Below are 16,436 nucleotides of genomic sequence, written 5' to 3' on the forward strand. Positions count from 1 at the left end.
AAGGATTTAGCATGTCCAGAGAAATATATGAAGTGAAAAGAGAGCGGTTTCATCTCACTGACAGAAATTTGTATCTTCTGGAGGGTACCTGGCCAAAAGGTTATGAGGCAGAAGCTGTTCTGGATGGAAAAAAAATATCGGTTGAGGCAAGGCCGCAGGAATATGTCAGTGCAATGGACCGGTTTCAGGACATGCAGCTGACAAGCGGCATGCGTATTCAAATACAGGTCACGCTGCCTTCTCATCTGGAGCAATACAAAAAACTGGTTATCTATGCAGTGGACGGCAAAAGCAGGCAGAAATGGTTTTCTGTCTCTGTCGTACAGCTTCAGAGAAAGCAGGGAAAGCCACAGTATTATCTAGAAGAAACTGCAGTGGACAGAAAAGCTGGTACCTGCAGGCTGAGAGGGTGGGCTGTCTATAAAAAGCCACTCAGTATTTATTTAGAGGATGAGAATAAAAAACGGCTGGCTGTTCAGGTGCAGAGAACAAAAAGGCCTGATGTTCAGGCTCAGCACAGGGAAGCCAGGCTTCAGGAGGATACCGGTTTTTATGTGGAATTTCCTTGCGGAAATAATCCATATATTTATCTTGTATTTGACGGGAAAAATGCGAAAACCATAAGAAAAATACATTTAAAATCCTCAAAGCTTATGGAAGAAAAACTCATACGGTACTATCACAAAGGGACACGATATTTAAAAATGCATGGTGCGGGCGCGCTGCTGCAGAAAGTAGTCAGAAAGGCGACCAATCAGGAACCAGGACCGATTCCATATGAGAAATGGCTTCCCAAGCATGTACCTACGCCGGGACAGCTGGAAAACCAGAGAAGAACGCAGTTTCCGTATTCACCTCTGATCAGTGTTGTGGTACCATTGTACAAGACTCCTGAGAGATACCTGAAGCAGATGATTGGTTCCCTGCAGAATCAGACTTATGAAAATTGGGAATTGTGTCTGTCAGATGGCAGCGGCGGTGAATCTCCAATAAAGACGCTGCTTGAATCATATCAAAGGGAAGATCACCGCATTAAGGTGTGTTTTCATGATAAGCCTATGCAGATTTCAGAGAATACAAATGCTGCAATTGGATTGGCAGAAGGTGAACTGATAGCTTTTGTGGATCATGACGATGTGCTTACGCCGGATGCGCTTTTTGAATGTGTAAAAGCACTGAATGAACAGCAGGAGATTTCCGTTTTATATTCAGATGAAGATAAGATGACCATGGATGGCAATAAATTCTTCCAGCCTCATTTTAAGCCTGATTTTAATATCGATCTGCTGTGCACCGTGAATTATATCTGCCATCTGTTTGTCGTCAGAAGAGAGATCATAGAACAGGTGGGGATGCTGAGAAAAGAATATGACGGAGCGCAGGATTATGATTTCATATTCCGTTGTGTGGAATACGCAGGCAGAAAGCACATTTATCATATTCCCAGAGTATTGTATCACTGGCGCTGCCATGAAGATTCAACAGCAGAAAACCCGGAGAGTAAGAAATACGCCTTTGAAGCAGGAAAGAAAGCTATACTGGCACATTATGACAGAATCGGTGTGAAGGCCAGCGTGGAGAACGGGGAATACCTGGGGCTTTACAGGACACATTATATCAGGGACTATGATCCGCTGATTTCTATTATCATACCGAACAAAGATCATACGGATGATTTGGAACGCTGCATCAGGGCCATTGAGGAAAAAAGCAGTTACAGAAATTATGAATATGTGATAGTAGAGAACAACAGCACAGAAAAGACCACATTTGCCTATTATCGGAAACTGGAACAGGAAAATCCAAAAGCCCATGTAGTTTACTGGGAAGGAAAGTTTAATTATTCTGCAATCAACAATTTTGGTATTTCCCATGCTAAAGGAGAATATCTGCTCCTTCTCAATAATGATACAGAAATCATCAATGCAGACTGTCTGGAAGAACTGCTGGGGTATTGTATGCGCAGTGATGTTGGTGCAGTTGGCGCCAGATTATACTATGAGGACGAGACAATTCAGCATGCAGGTGTAGTTATCGGATTTGGAGGGATAGCAGGCCATTGTTTCGTACAGCAGAAGAGAGGAGAATCCGGTTATTGCCACAGGATCATCTGCGCACAGGATTACAGTGCTGTTACCGCAGCGTGTATGATGGTGAAAAGAAAAGCGTATGATATGGCAGGCGGACTGAGCGAGGAACTGGAAGTGGCTTTCAATGATATTGATTTCTGTCTGAAGCTTCAGAAGGCAGGATTTCTGGTTGTGTATAATCCTTATGCGGAGCTGTATCATTATGAGTCAAAGTCAAGAGGATTGGATGATACACCTGAAAAGGTGGCCAGGTTTGCCAGAGAAATTGAGACATTTGAAAAAAGATGGCCGGAGATACTGAAAGATGGAGATCCGTATTACAATCCGAACCTGACTTTGGACAGCCAGGATTTTTCACTGAGGCGTAATGGATGAAAATGTTAAGGAGACCCATGATAAGAAAGAAGTTACCTGAGATTCTGTTTTTGGGGGCAGTATTTATATTTTTGCTCTGCTGGGCAGTGATACAGCCTCTGAATGCATCCCCAGATGAAGGAATGCGCTATCAGATCGTGGAATATATCATGAAACATGGCAGCCTGCCTCACGGTGGAGACCCTGAGATCAGGAATGAATTTTGGGGCATTTCCTATGCTTTCAATCCTATACTTCCATATATAATGGGAGCAATACTGGGGAAAGCAGCATCTTTGTTATCAGCAGCAGAGATGGCACCTGTAATTGCGGCAAGGCTCGTAAATGTGTTTTTCGGTACTGCTACTGCATTTTTGACACTTAAAATAGGAAAGCGGATGTTTAAAAAAGAAGCTGCAGTATTTTTTACCGTTCTTGTCTGCTTTTTACCGGGGGCTGTGTTTATTCACTCTTATATCAATACAGATTCCATTGCGGTATTTTCTGCGGCATGGATCGTTTGGTGCTGGATAAAGGCCATGGATAAAGGCTGGAATGTGAAAGTCTGTATAGAATTAGGAGCAGCATTGTCAGTCTGTGCATTGTCTTATTATAATGCCTATGGCTTTATTCTGTGCAGCGTGTTCTTTTTCTGCGGCAGCATTCTGTTATGTGAAGGGAAGCGTTGGAACTATAAGAAAATGCTGTCTCTCGGGATACTGATCACAGTGGTCATTATACTTCTGGCAGGCTGGTGGTTTATTCGAAACGGCATTCTCTATCACGGAGATATTTTGGGGATGAATACATCTTCGGAATATGCAGAGCTGTATGCCAGGGAGGATTTGAAGCCCTCTAACCGCATGACGCCGCAAAAGATGGGAATGGGTATTACAGATATGTTTTTTTGGATTCCCGGAGAATGGAAATGCAATTGGCTGACAACAGTTGCGGTCAGTTTTGTCGGAACATTTGGTTTTATGGATATATTTATGCCCAGAATCTGGTCAGCAGTCTATTGCCTGGTATATGCGGTTGGAATTTTGGGAATGTTGCTCTGTATCAGACAGCAGTTTTTTGTAAGCGGTAAGGAAAAAGAAGTAAGACGCAGAAGGGATAAATCAGGAACCACTCTGTTTATAACCATCAGAAAAGAGCGCAGATGGGATACAAAGAATCTATTTCACATTTGTATGCTCATCGCCATGGTGATTCCCTTTATTCTTTTGGTAAAATATGCATATTCCAGTGAATTCCAGGCCCAGGGGCGTTATCTTATGCCAATGTTGATACCTTTTATGTATTTTATCACGCTGGGATATGAAAACATAATGGACAGGTTTGTGAAAAAAGAAATATACAGAAAATGGACTTATATTATACTGAGTGTTTTATATATCATTTCCGCTGTCGCTGTATATTATTTTGTATTTAAACCTAATTACAGTTAAAAAAGAAGCCGTACGCATATCATTCCGCGTACGGCTTCTTCTTAATCCTCATCCTTTTCAGGCTTTTCCTGACGGTACAGCTGACGTACAACAAACTGAGGCGATTTATTCTGACTGATAAAAATCCTTCCGATATATTCCCCCATCAACCCCAGCATGAGCATATTCAGACCGCTGACAATGAGCAGGGCACACATGAGAGAAGTCCAGCCGATGATCGGTTCCGGACAGATAAACTGGCGGATTACCATAATGATAGTGAGCAAAAAACCAAGGAATGCAAAGAACCCTCCGAAAAAGCTTGCGATCCTCAAGGGTTTTACAGAAAAAGAGGTAAAACCATTCAGCCACAGCATGATCAGTTTTCCGAGGGTGAAAGTAGTTGTACCAACTTCACGTTTTTTATGATCAATAAAAACATTGGTAATGTGATCTGTTGTGCGCAGGATAAGTCCCCATATATAAGGGAAGGCACTGTCATAACGCAGCATTTCATCTTTTACAAAGGAATTCATGATAAAATAACTGCATAAGGTAAGGTCCTTTGGCTTTTTCAGAAGCATGGTAGCCATCTTATCATTCAGGCGGCTTCCCCAGTTTTTAAAGGCACTGTGCTGCTTTACATGATATTTTCCAAACACAGCATCATATCCTTCTTCTATTTTCGCGATCAGTTTATGAGCCTCTATCGGAGGATTCTGGCAGTCATCATCCAGGGAAATGATATAGTCTCCTGTGGCATAAGTGTATCCGGCCATCAGAGCAGCATCCTGACCGAAATTCTTGGCCAGATTCACGGCAATGACCTGCGGGAATTTATCTGCCAGACCTTTGATCACGGAGAAGGTATTGTCCTTGGAGCCGTCATTTACCAATATGATCTCAAATTGATAATCCTCTTTTGGAAATGCTTTGAAAATATCATCTACAACAAGAGAAATTGTTTTTTCGGAATAATAGCAGGGAATAACAAAAGAGAGTTTTTTATCCAGTTTCAAAATATGACCTCCTTGTATTTCTAGTTACTGTTCACTCCGTGAACAGTAACCGTTTAAACTCAATCTTCTTTAGTATAGCACATTCGAGGTTCCCTTTAAACAGAAAATGTGGTAGAATGTACGGGTATATAAGTAAAAGGACGGGTAAATCTGCCCAAAAGAATGGAATTTGCAGAGGTAAAAGTTATGTCTAAAGGAAAACTGGAGTGGGGAAGAATTTTGAAAAAGCTTTCTCCGTATACCATACAGAAGGGGTACCGCTATTTAAAACATTATGGACCGAAGGAATTTTGGATTCGTCTGCACGAAAGATTTGAACCGGAAGAGGTTCCGTATGGTCCCTGGTATGAAGCTTACCGTCCCACAGAAGCAGATTTAGATAAACAGCGGAAACGGGTATGGAAATATTCTCCTAAGATCAGCATTGTGGTACCGGCATACAAAACACCTGAAAAATTTCTGCGGGAAATGATGGATTCTCTGAGAGAGCAGACCTACAGCAACTGGGAACTGTGTATAGCCAATGCCAGTCCGGAAGATGCCTCCATGGAATTTACGCTGAAAGAATATTCCTCTTTTGACAGCAGAATTGTGTGGAAGAAACTGGACAAGAATCTTGGAATCGCAGAGAATACTAATGCGGCCCTCGCCATGGCCACAGGTGATTACATTGGACTTCTGGACCATGATGATCTGCTTGCCCCTAATGCTCTGTATGAAATCGCGTCAGCTTTGGAAAAAGATCGGGACATTGATGTGATCTACACGGATGAAGATAAGGTGAGGGCAGATCTGTCGGAACATTTTCAGCCTCATCTGAAGCCGGATTTTAATCCGGATCTGCTTCGGGCGAATAATTATATCTGTCACCTGTTTGTGGTAAGACGCGGAATCATGGAACGGACAGGCGGTTTCCGCAGTGAATTTGATGGTGCCCAGGATTATGATTTTATATTCCGATGTGTTGAGAGCGCTGAAAAAATATATCATATACCGGAAATTTTGTATCATTGGCGGACTCATCAGGCTTCCACAGCGGATAATCCGGCCAGCAAAATGTATGCCTATGAAGCGGGAAAGCGGGCAATCGAAGGCAATTTAAAGCGCAGTGGTCTTAACGGAAAGGTCAGCCATACAAAAGACTATGGTTTTTATCGAGTGGAGTATCAGGTGAAGGAGTCTCCTCTGGTTTCCATTATCATCCCTAATAAAGATGAGAAGGAAGCTTTGAAAAAGTGTATAGACTCCATTTTTGAGAAATCAACATATGAAAATTTTGAAATCCTTATTGTGGAAAATAATAGTGAGACAGAGGAGATTTTTTCATATTATCGTGAACTGAGCAGACAGGACAGAATACGTCTTCTAAAATGGAAGAAGCCATTTAATTACTCTGCGATCAATAATTATGCGGCATCAAAAGCAAAAGGAGAATATCTTCTGTTTTTAAATAATGATATGGAAGTGATTTCTCCTAATTGGATGGAAGAGATGCTCGGACACTGCCAAAGGCCGGATACAGGGATTGTGGGAGCAAAATTGTATTATCCGGATGGAACCATCCAGCATGCAGGTACAATCATCGGTATCGGTGGAATCGCCGGACATATGTTCGTCAACATGCCGGGAGAGCGTACCGGTTATCTGCATAAGGCTTCCCTGCAGCAGGATTTAAGTGCGGTCACGGCTGCCTGTATGATGGTAAAACGCGAAGTATTTTTTGAAGTCAATGGATTTGAGGAAAAACTGACAGTTGCATTTAATGACGTGGATTTTTGCCTTCGTGTACGCCGGAATGGATATCTGGTTGTTTATGATCCTTATGCAGAGCTGTATCATTATGAATCAAAGAGCCGTGGGACAGAGGACAGCAAAGAGAAGGTGCGCAGATTTCAGAGTGAAATTGAGTTCATGCGCTGCCGGTGGGAAACACTTTTAAAAGAAGGGGATCCTTACTATAATAAAAATCTTTCTCTTACAAAATGGAACTATTCCCTGCGACCAAAAGAATAAAAATCTCAGGACACAGTCTTATTCTAAGACTGTGTCGGAAAGGTTTCCGAAAAACATGTATGAAGTATCTGTAATTATTCCTAATTTTAATGGAAAAAAATATTTAAAAGACTGTTTGGACGCATTGCTCATGCAGGATTTTCCTTCATTTGAAATTGTAGTGGTGGATAATGGGTCAGAAGACGGCAGTATTCCATATCTCAGCCGGAATTATCCGCAGGTCAGACAGATCGCTCTAAGAGAGAATACAGGTTTCTGTGGGGCAGTCAATGTGGGAATACACAGTTCACAGGCAAAATATATACTGCTTTTGAATAATGATACTATCGTCCAGGAGGGATTTATTCAGGCTTTAGTTCAGGACATTAAAAAAAGTCCTGATATTTTTTCGTGTCAGGCAAAAATGCTGCAGATGCATGATCACAGCAGGATAGATGATGCCGGAAATTATTATTGTGCCCTTGGATGGGCTTTTGCCGACGGTAAAGGTAAGCCGGAGGAAAATTATAATAAGCGAAAGAAGATATTTGCCTCCTGTGCGGGAGCTGCTATCTATAGAAAAAGTATTTTAAACGAAATCGGATACTTTGATGAGGAGCATTTTGCCTATCTGGAAGACCTGGACATTGGGTACAGGGCCAGGCTTCATGGATATGAAAACTGGTTTTGTCCCACAGCACGCGTATACCATGTGGGAAGCGGCACCAGCGGCTCCAGGTATAATCTTTTTAAAGTCAGATATTCTTCCAGGAACAATGTGTACATGATATATAAAAACATGCCGCTTTGGCAGATCGTGCTGAATTTGCCGCTGTTTGCAGTGGGATTTGGAGTGAAGGCAGTTTTTTTTGCTGTTAAGGGGTTTGGAAGAGAGTATATTGCGGGGATAAAAAATGGGTTTGAGATTTCCGGGAAGAACAGAAATAAGAAAGTAAGATTTAATACTATAGAAATATCAGAATTTCTATTTATGGAAGTTGAATTGTTGTATAATATAATACGGAGATTAAAGGGATAGAGATAGCAAATAAATTGGAAAGAGGTTTTTCTTGTCGCATAATCAAAATAGTGATATACTTTACAAGAATATTATAATCGTATTACAAAAGTATTTGCCAAATAGTAATTTGGCAGCATCTGTTAACGGGAGATAAATTTTATGAAGGTTCAAGAAAAGTTTAAACGTTTAGTCAGATTGCTTTTTTCAGCAGTACTAATAACCGTGGTTTCAGGAATTTATGGTTATACTTGGATTAATTATTTTAACAAAATAATACGTCTGCCTTTTTTTCGAAGAGGAAATTGGATGATGATTTTTTTGTATATTGTCATTCTGTTTTTTATGATGAAGATGTATGGAGGTTTTACTGTTGGATTGCAGGAGAAGGGGAAATTAATATTTTCTCAGCTCTTATCGGTTATTTTTACAAATACATTTACGTATTTTCAAATATCGGTACTTGCAAAGAGATTTTTCAATCCATTTTCTATAATCGGAATGACAATTTTACAAGTAGTGATAATAATAATGTGGAGTCTTATTTATCAAAGGATATATATACATATATTTCCTCCAAGAAATATGCTTTTAATTTCAGGAAGACGTTCGGATTATTATTTGATGGAAAAAATGAATTCCCGTATGGACAAATTTAAAATTGAGAAATCTACTAGCTATAAGAATGGAATAGAAAACATAGTTTCAGAAATTGATAAATATGATGGAATTATTATAGGTGACATGCCAGCACATGAAAGAAATCTTATATTAAAATATTGTTTTGATAAGGACATAAGAACTTATAGTATTCCTAAAATATCAGATGTACTGCTTCGGAGTTCAGAACAACTTACACTTTTTGATACACCATTACTTTTATCAAAAAACGATGGATTATTAATTGAACAGTTGATTATAAAAAGATTAGTAGATATTATATTATCATGTATTGCAGTAATTGTAACGTTACCTTTATTTCTGATTATAGCTGTTTGTATTAAGTTGGACGATTGGGGGCCGGTGTTTTATAAACAGCGGCGTTTGACATATTGCGGTAAAGTTTTTGAGATTTATAAATTTCGAACAATGATTCAAAATGCAGAAAAGAAAAGTGGTCCACGTCTTGCAGGAAAAGAAGATGATAGAATTCTAAGAGTTGGTAAGGTTTTAAGAAGAACCAGATTGGATGAATTACCTCAGATTTATAATATTTTGAAAGGGGATATGTCTTTTGTCGGTCCAAGACCAGAACGGCCGGAACTTGCACAAAAAATTGAAAAAGATTTACCTGAATTCCGTTATAGGTTGAAAGTAAAGGCAGGACTGACAGGTTATGCCCAGATATATGGTAAGTATAATACTACTTCATATGACAAATTGAAACTTGATCTCACTTATATTAGGAATTATTCTATTTGGTTGGATTTTAAGCTGATGATATTAACTCCTAAAATAATGTTGATGAAGGAGAGTACGGAAGGCGTCGATAGTAAGGAAAATTTATGTGATAAAAATGTATAGATAGAAGATAGGGGTTTATTTAAATGCAGTTTTCTGTTTTGTTATCTGTTTATAAAAAAGAAAAGCCAGAATATTTAAAGATGTCTTTGAATAGTATTAGATTTCAGACTTTGGCGCCGGATGAGGTAATCCTTATAGAAGATGGGCCGCTTACGAAAGAATTGTATTTGGTAATAGAAGAGTATCTGAAGATTTTGCCAAATATGAGAGTTTATAAGTTTGACGAAAACCAAGGACTTGGTTTGGCTTTGAGGAAAGGCATGGAATTAAGCAAGTATGAATTAGTGGCGCGTATGGATACAGATGATATTGCTGAACCAGAACGTTTTAAGATTCAGAAGGATTTTATGGAGAAAAATCCGCATATTTCTGTTTGTGGTGGGTTAATGCGGGAGTTTGATGATAGAGGTATTATCTCACAGGTAAAAAATATGCCAGAGACGCAAAAGGAAATATGGGAATATGCTAAGTACAGAAATCCCATAAATCATATGACTGTCATGTTTAGAAAAGCTGATGTGCTGAAGGCTGGTAATTACAGGGATTTTTCTTTTCTGGAAGATTATGATTTATGGTGTAGAATGCTCGCGAAAGACTATAAATTTTATAATGTACAAAAGGTTCTGGTTAAAGCTCGCGTATCTGATGAGATGTATAATAGACGTGGGGGGATTGTATATTGTCGGAGATATTTGAGGTTAAGACAGATGCAGAAAGAAATAGGATTGCTGGGATTTGGGGAGTATGTAAAAGCATGCGGAGTTACAATTTTGATTACTTTAGTTCCTAATATGATACGTAAATTGGTATATATAAAAATGTTGAGAAAAAGAAATGGATAATAAATTAAAGAAATATCAAGATCATCTCATGGAAATGTTAATTGAATTTCAGTGTTTTTGTGATGAACATAATATTAAATTTTTTTTGGTGGGTGGAAGCGCTTTAGGTGCTTTTCGTCATCAGGGATTTATTCCGTGGGATGATGACATCGATGTAGCTATGTTTCGTGATGATTTTGAAAAAATGGAAGCATTCATGAGTGGCAATAATAATAAATTAAAGGGGTTAGATTACTCACCGGTAGAAGATAAAATAATACCAGAAGCGCCTATTGGGCATCTTTATGATTTCAATATCACAGAGGTGTATACTCATGCTCCTAAGATAGACATACATCCTATTGATGGAGTACCAAATAATCAAGTGCAGCGCATGATACAAAAATATTTAGCCCTTATTTATTATTTGGGTATTTATCATTTACCTGTAAAAAATAAGGGGAGGTTTGCACGTGAGATTTCCAAAATTTTATTAAAAATAATACCGGATAAAGTATGGAAAGTGATAATCAGGCTTTGTAAAAAATATATTATCAGATGGAGTATTGAAAAAAGTTCTAATATATGCAGTTTATTTGGGGTAGCAGGTTATTCAAAAGAAATTATGCCAAAGGAGTGGCTTGTACCATTGCAAAAAGTAAAATTTGGATGTTCTGAGTTTTGGGCACCAGCTATGCAGAGCGAATATTTAACACAGTTATATGGTAAATGGAAAGAACTACCGGATATCCAACAGAGGAAACCGCAGCATGATTCTTATTTATATTGTAAACTTTAAAATGTGTGAATTTATGCTGGAGTGTGATAGATGAAAAAGAAAAGATTACTGATTAAATTGAAAAAATTAGTGAAAATATTTGTTCTGTATACAATTGAGAACGATTATAAGATTTATAGGATTAGAAATACCAAAATTAATATTAGATTCTCTTTGCAAAAAAGGTATCAGAGTAAATGGGGATATATACCTATACAAAAAAATAAGATTATTTTTGATAATTATATGGGAATGGGATATGGATGTAATTGTAAGTACGTTGCAGAGCGATTATTAAGAACGCCTGGAACGTATGATTTAGTATGGGTTGTAAAGGACGTTGCGAATAATAAACATCTTTTTCCGAAAAACATAAGATTAGTAGAGTATATGTCAGAAGAGGCATTTAAAGAATATGCATCTGCGGGTATTTGGATATGCAATTATCATTTAATTGCATATTTAAATAAAGGTCTTCAAAAGAAAAAGGGACAAGTATATATTCAATTATGGCATGGATCATTTGGCATTAAAAAAATTGAAGGTGATTGTAGGAATTTGGTGATAGACAAAAATTGGGAGTATCTTGCAAAAAAAAATGCAGATGTAACTGATTATTGGATTTCAAATAGTGATTTCGAAACAAAAATTTATAAACAGGCATTTTGGAATGTTAAGAATATTTTGGAATACGGACATCCAAGAAATGATCTCTTTTTTATGAAAAATGATGGAGTAAGAGAAAAAGTTAAAAAAAAGTTGGGAATTTCAGAAGAAAGTAAGATTTTATTATATGTGCCTACATTTCGTGATAATGGTCTATACGGAGCGGAGTATTTGGATTCAGAAAAAGTAGTAAGAAAAATTGAAGAACGTTTTGGGGGTAATTGGGAATTTGTTGTTAGATATCATCCAAAATCTGAACTTTGTCTGGAAAAAATAAAAATAGGTATAAACGCAACAAATTATCCTGATATACAAGAACTTTTATTAGCATCTGATGCTGTTATTACAGATTATTCTAGCTGTATATTTGATTTTATTTTAACTGGAAGACCTGGTTTTATTTTTGCAACAGATAATGATATATATAATGAAGTAAGGGGGTTGTATTATCCGTTAAAAAACACTCCTTTTTTGATAGCTGAAAATAATGAACAGCTTTGTAAAAATATAGATGATTTTGATGAAAATGTATATGAAAAAAAGGTAAAGCAATTTCTTTCTGATAAGGGATCTGTAGAAGACGGACATGCCGCAGAAAGAGTGGAGAGATTGATAAAACAATTAGCGAGGAATGAAGAAAATGAAGAAATATCTAAGGACTTTTTGGAATCGTAGATTCTTATTATCAGAATTAGTAAAGAAGGGCGTAAAATTAAAATATAGAAGGTCTTATTTAGGCGTTTGCTGGTCATTGCTGGAACCTTTGCTTACAACATGCGTTCTTACTATTGTATTTGGTACATTATTTGGAAATAAAAGCAGGGATTTTCCGATGTATATATTATGTGGAAGATTATTATATACATTTTTTTCGCAAGCTACAAAGACTGCAGCGAGATCAATACGTGCAAATTCTAAAATGATTTGTAAAGTATATGTACCAAAGTATCTGTATCCTCTCTCCTGTATATTATTTAACTATATAATTTTTTTGATATCTTTATTAGTACTTGGCGTTTTAGGGATTTATTGTGGAGTCAAGCCAACCTGGCATGTAGTGCAGATAATATTTCCGTTAATACTACTTCCGATTCTTACATATGGTGTAGGAATGATTTTAGCAACAATTACTGTGTTTTTTAGAGATATGGAATATTTGTGGGAAGTTATTTTAATGTTAATAATGTATACATGTGCTATTTTTTACTATCCTGAAAAAATAATGAACAGTGGTTTTTCCTGGATACTAAAGCTGAATCCTTTATATTGTATAATCCAAAATTTTAGAGATGCCATTTTAGGACAGCAGATGAATATCCATTTGCTGGTTTATGCGGCTATTGTTAGCGTAATTGCATTAGTTATAGGAAATATAGCTTTTTATAAAAAGCAGGATCAATTTATATTACATGTGTAGGTGAAAAAATGAAAAAAGAAATTTTAGTTGTTGATAATGTCAGTATGCAGTTTAATTTAAGTAAAGAAAAGGTGGATCATTTAAAAGAGTATTTTATAAAGTTGATAAGAAGAGAGCTTAGAAAAGATAGCTTTTGGGCATTGCAAAATGTTAGCTTTAGTGTGTCTAAAGGAGATCGAATTGGTATATTAGGACTTAACGGAGCTGGAAAGAGTACTTTACTTAAAATTATTGCTGGTGTTTTTAAACCGACAGAAGGAACTGTAAAGGTTAAGGGTAAGATCGTACCGTTATTAGAATTGGGAGCGGGATTTGAGCCTCAATATACGGGGAGAGAAAATATATATCTGTATGGTGCTGTGTTAGGATATAGCAAAAAATTTATCGATCAAAAATATGAAGAGATTGTTGAATTTTCTGGACTTCAAAAGTTTATAGATGTGCCTTTAAAAAATTATTCATCAGGTATGAAGAGTAAACTTGGATTTTCAATAGCAACTATTATGGATCCGGAAATTTTGATTTTAGACGAAGTACTTTCTGTTGGGGATGCAAAGTTTAGAAAAAAGAGTGAAGGAAAAATAATGAGTATGATGGATGGAGAAACAGCAGTTTTATTTGTTTCACACTCATTAGATCAGGTTAAAAGGATATGTAATAAAGCGATGATTTTAGAGCAAGGACATTTAGTTGCTATGGGAGATATTGAAGAAATTGCACAACAATATCAGGATATGATAGACAAATAGAAGAAGGTAATGAAGGAATAGAAAAATGTTATACAGAATTGATGAAGCGTTGTTAGTTATTAAATTAGTAGATATTCAATGGGAAAGAATTTTTGTTCATTTTAATATAGAAATTGAATTTAAAGATAATACAATTGATTGGAAAAGTCTGGAGTTTTATGCAGTAAATGGGATTGGTGCTGCAAAAGCTAGGTTAAAATTAAGTTTTATAAAAGAAAATCAGTATTGTTTAAGCCTTAACATTACAAATAATGGTGAAAAGCGTTGTTTACCAATTGGGACCTACAGAATTTTGGCTTGCGTAGGAGATGAAGTATTAGCTGAATGTGCAGCTGATTTTAATTATCCCATTAATATGGAAGAAAAATCAAGAAATTTTGAATATGCAAACGGACATAAGGTATATACGATTAAATTTTATATAGAAGATGATGAAGAAGAATTGCCTTTCAGAATGCATATCCTGCAGGCATCAGAAAGCAGAGAAGGATTTCCATCAAATAAAGAGTATCGTATATATCGTGGACCATATAAATGTATCAAAAGATATTTTGGAAGTAGCAGGGTCTTTTTGCGCAATTTATATAAGTTTTTTTCAGTGATTAATAAAAGAAAAAGAACGAAAACCATCCTATTTATGACTGAACAAAATGATTCAATTAAATCAAATTTAAAGGCAGTAGTTGAAAGAATGCAACAGCGCGGAATGGATAAAGAATATTGTATATTGATTTCTGCTAGAGCAGCGGCTGCTGAACCACAGTCATATAGAAGCTGGATAAAATTAATTTACAAATTAGCTAAGAGTGGGATGATTTTTTTAGATGATCATGCTCCAGTGTTAGATTGGTTGAAATTAGATAATGACGTAAAAGTAATTCAATTATGGCATGCGGGTGCTGGATTCAAATCTTCAGGATATAGTAGATGGGGACATAAAGGATGTCCAAGCCCACAGAGTTGTCACAGGCAGTATACTTATGGAATAGCAGGATCAAAAAGTATTGCGCCTTTTTTTTCTGAGGTTTGGGGAATTAATGATGAGCTTGTTTTACCTACAGGAATGCCTAGAATGGATCAATATTTGGACAATGATTATCGTAAGAAGGTAACGGAAGATTTGTATAAGAGATACCCTATATGTAATGGAAAAAGAGTGGTATTATTTGCGCCGACATATAGAGGGAAAAATAAAAAAGAAGCATATTATCCGTATGAATTAATAGATTTTGAAAAGTTTTACGAGTTGTGTGGAAAAGAATATGTGGTATTATTTAAGATGCATCCGTGGGTTAGCGAGCCTGTTCCTATACCGGAAAAGTTTAGTGATAAATTTATTGATGTTAATTTATATCCGAATATTAATGATTTATTTTATATTACTGATATATTGATAACGGATTATTCATCTAATATATTTGAGTATTCATTAATGAAAAAACCCATGTTGTTTTTTGCATACGACAAGATACAGTATTCTTTTTCAAGGGGATTTCATCGGCCTTATGAGGAGTCGGCACCTGGTAAAGTATGTTACAACTTTACAGAGCTTATGGAAGCATTTAGGACAAAAGATTTTGAATATGAAAAAGTAGAGGAATACGTTATACAGCATTTTGATTTTATTGACAGTCATGCATCAGATAGAGTAATTGATTGGATCGTTTTAGGTAAAATGCCAGAAAAGATAGAACAAGAGATTAATATAGTAGAAAAACAGATAGAGAGAATGAAGGAGCTGGATTTTTTACAGCCATTGTTGGATAATGATTTGCAAGAAAGGAAAAATACGATATGAATATAGCTATTATTTTTGCTGGTGGTAGTGGAGTGAGAATGGGCGCTGGAATACCAAAGCAGTTTTTAGAGGTAAATGGAAAACCTATTATTATTCACACATTGCAGCTTTTCCAATATCACAAAAAGATAGATAAAATTTATATATCCGTTTTGGAAGATTACATTCCTTATATGGATGGACTTGTAAAAGAATATCATCTAACAAAAGTCGCAGGTATAATGCATGGAGGAGAAACTGCACAGGACTCTATATATATATCGTTAAAAAAAGCCTCGCAAGAAAATCCAGAAGATTCAATTGTGCTTTTGCATGATGGTGTACGTCCATTTGTTGCTTATGATGTTATTTCTAATAATATTAAAAGTGTTAAAGAATATGGTAATGCTATAACGTGTACATCATGTTATGAGACCATTTTGTTAAGTAAATATGGAGAAAGGGTAGATAAAGTTCCTTATAGAAAGGAGACTTATGCTGCACAGGCACCTCAGAGTTTTTATCTAAAGGATATTTTATATGCTCATGAACAAGTTAGAAATTCACCAAATGGATATGAAAATATGGTCGATGCTTGCACAATTATAAAGAGCCAGAATATGGAAGCGCATATGGTAATGGGGAATAGAGGAAATATTAAAGTGACAACGCCAGAAGATGTATATATGTTTCGGGCATTGCTTCAATATAAAGAAAATGAACAGGCTTTTGGTTTGGGCTTAACAGATTATATTGATGCGCGTATGAAAAATATGGTAGAGAATGGAGAAGATTAGAAGT

The 16,436-nt window shown here is 36.5% G+C and carries 13 protein-coding genes; 12 read left to right on the forward strand and 1 reads right to left on the reverse strand.

The genetic code is table 11. From position 1 onward, the window contains the following. Positions 1-11: 11 nt before the first annotated feature. Positions 12-2,465: a glycosyltransferase family 2 protein gene (locus LC508_RS26820; protein WP_118593813.1), complete on the forward strand. Its 2,454-nt coding sequence runs from the start codon at positions 12-14 to the stop codon at positions 2,463-2,465. Positions 2,466-2,482: 17 nt separating this feature from the next. Beyond that, positions 2,483-3,895 (forward strand): ArnT family glycosyltransferase, encoded by a 1,413-nt coding sequence (locus tag LC508_RS26825; RefSeq protein WP_054352265.1) that lies wholly within the window; start codon positions 2,483-2,485, stop codon positions 3,893-3,895. Between the two features lie 41 nt (positions 3,896-3,936). Here LC508_RS26825 and LC508_RS26830 read toward each other — a convergent pair whose 3' ends face one another. Then, positions 3,937-4,893 carry a glycosyltransferase family 2 protein gene (locus LC508_RS26830; RefSeq protein WP_033143059.1) on the reverse strand — a complete coding sequence of 319 codons (957 nt, stop codon included), beginning with the start codon at positions 4,891-4,893 and terminating at the stop codon, positions 3,937-3,939. Between the two features lie 186 nt (positions 4,894-5,079). Here LC508_RS26830 and LC508_RS26835 point away from each other — a divergent pair, with 186 nt between their 5' ends. The 10 genes from LC508_RS26835 (at position 5,080) to LC508_RS26880 (ending at position 16,432) form a co-directional block, all read left to right on the forward strand. Beyond that, complete coding sequence (locus LC508_RS26835; RefSeq protein ID WP_181014523.1) at positions 5,080-6,906, forward strand: glycosyltransferase family 2 protein; 1,827 nt, start codon at positions 5,080-5,082, stop codon at positions 6,904-6,906. 55 nt (positions 6,907-6,961) lie between these two features. Continuing rightward, entirely contained in the window at positions 6,962-7,924 is a 963-nt protein-coding gene (locus LC508_RS26840; protein ID WP_118593812.1) for a glycosyltransferase family 2 protein, read from the forward strand. Between the two features lie 141 nt (positions 7,925-8,065). After that, positions 8,066-9,427 (forward strand): sugar transferase, encoded by a 1,362-nt coding sequence (locus LC508_RS26845; RefSeq protein ID WP_033143062.1) that lies wholly within the window; start codon positions 8,066-8,068, stop codon positions 9,425-9,427. A 23-nt stretch (positions 9,428-9,450) separates the two neighbouring features. Beyond that, entirely contained in the window at positions 9,451-10,269 is an 819-nt protein-coding gene (locus LC508_RS26850) for a glycosyltransferase (protein WP_033143063.1), read from the forward strand. Continuing rightward, a complete protein-coding gene (locus LC508_RS26855) occupies positions 10,262-11,047 on the forward strand; it encodes a LicD family protein (RefSeq protein ID WP_033143064.1) in 786 nt (261 codons plus the stop codon). Before LC508_RS26850 ends, LC508_RS26855 begins: the two co-directional genes overlap by 8 nt. Before the next feature lie 30 nt (positions 11,048-11,077). Continuing rightward, positions 11,078-12,367, forward strand: coding sequence for a CDP-glycerol glycerophosphotransferase family protein (locus tag LC508_RS26860; RefSeq protein ID WP_103733126.1), 1,290 nt, complete (start codon positions 11,078-11,080; stop codon positions 12,365-12,367). Continuing rightward, positions 12,333-13,109 (forward strand): ABC transporter permease, encoded by a 777-nt coding sequence (locus tag LC508_RS26865; protein WP_225305272.1) that lies wholly within the window; start codon positions 12,333-12,335, stop codon positions 13,107-13,109. Before LC508_RS26860 ends, LC508_RS26865 begins: the two co-directional genes overlap by 35 nt. Before the next feature lie 8 nt (positions 13,110-13,117). After that, positions 13,118-13,858: an ABC transporter ATP-binding protein gene (locus LC508_RS26870; RefSeq protein WP_033143067.1), complete on the forward strand. Its 741-nt coding sequence runs from the start codon at positions 13,118-13,120 to the stop codon at positions 13,856-13,858. Between the two features lie 25 nt (positions 13,859-13,883). Beyond that, positions 13,884-15,656 carry a CDP-glycerol glycerophosphotransferase family protein gene (locus LC508_RS26875; protein ID WP_033143068.1) on the forward strand — a complete coding sequence of 591 codons (1,773 nt, stop codon included), beginning with the start codon at positions 13,884-13,886 and terminating at the stop codon, positions 15,654-15,656. Then, a complete protein-coding gene (locus LC508_RS26880) occupies positions 15,653-16,432 on the forward strand; it encodes an IspD/TarI family cytidylyltransferase (RefSeq protein ID WP_033143069.1) in 780 nt (259 codons plus the stop codon). Before LC508_RS26875 ends, LC508_RS26880 begins: the two co-directional genes overlap by 4 nt. Positions 16,433-16,436: the final 4 nt, after the last annotated feature.

This window comes from Blautia parvula (genome assembly GCF_020215665.1).
Taxonomy (GTDB): domain Bacteria; phylum Bacillota; class Clostridia; order Lachnospirales; family Lachnospiraceae; genus Blautia; species Blautia celeris.

Excerpts from the sequence above, each read along its gene's own strand:
- LC508_RS26860 (WP_103733126.1), top strand. The coding sequence starts at position 11,078 with ATGAAAAAGAAAAGATTACTGATTAAATTGAAAAAATTAGTGAAAATA.
- LC508_RS26855 (WP_033143064.1), top strand. The coding sequence starts at position 10,262 with ATGGATAATAAATTAAAGAAATATCAAGATCATCTCATGGAAATGTTA.
- LC508_RS26840 (WP_118593812.1), top strand. The coding sequence starts at position 6,962 with ATGTATGAAGTATCTGTAATTATTCCTAATTTTAATGGAAAAAAATAT.
- LC508_RS26845 (WP_033143062.1), top strand. The coding sequence starts at position 8,066 with ATGAAGGTTCAAGAAAAGTTTAAACGTTTAGTCAGATTGCTTTTTTCA.
- LC508_RS26865 (WP_225305272.1), top strand. The coding sequence starts at position 12,333 with ATGAAGAAATATCTAAGGACTTTTTGGAATCGTAGATTCTTATTATCA.
- LC508_RS26820 (WP_118593813.1), top strand. The coding sequence starts at position 12 with ATGTCCAGAGAAATATATGAAGTGAAAAGAGAGCGGTTTCATCTCACT.
- LC508_RS26850 (WP_033143063.1), top strand. The coding sequence starts at position 9,451 with ATGCAGTTTTCTGTTTTGTTATCTGTTTATAAAAAAGAAAAGCCAGAA.
- LC508_RS26875 (WP_033143068.1), top strand. The coding sequence starts at position 13,884 with ATGTTATACAGAATTGATGAAGCGTTGTTAGTTATTAAATTAGTAGAT.
- LC508_RS26880 (WP_033143069.1), top strand. The coding sequence starts at position 15,653 with ATGAATATAGCTATTATTTTTGCTGGTGGTAGTGGAGTGAGAATGGGC.
- LC508_RS26835 (WP_181014523.1), top strand. The coding sequence starts at position 5,080 with ATGTCTAAAGGAAAACTGGAGTGGGGAAGAATTTTGAAAAAGCTTTCT.
- LC508_RS26870 (WP_033143067.1), top strand. The coding sequence starts at position 13,118 with ATGAAAAAAGAAATTTTAGTTGTTGATAATGTCAGTATGCAGTTTAAT.
- LC508_RS26825 (WP_054352265.1), top strand. The coding sequence starts at position 2,483 with ATGATAAGAAAGAAGTTACCTGAGATTCTGTTTTTGGGGGCAGTATTT.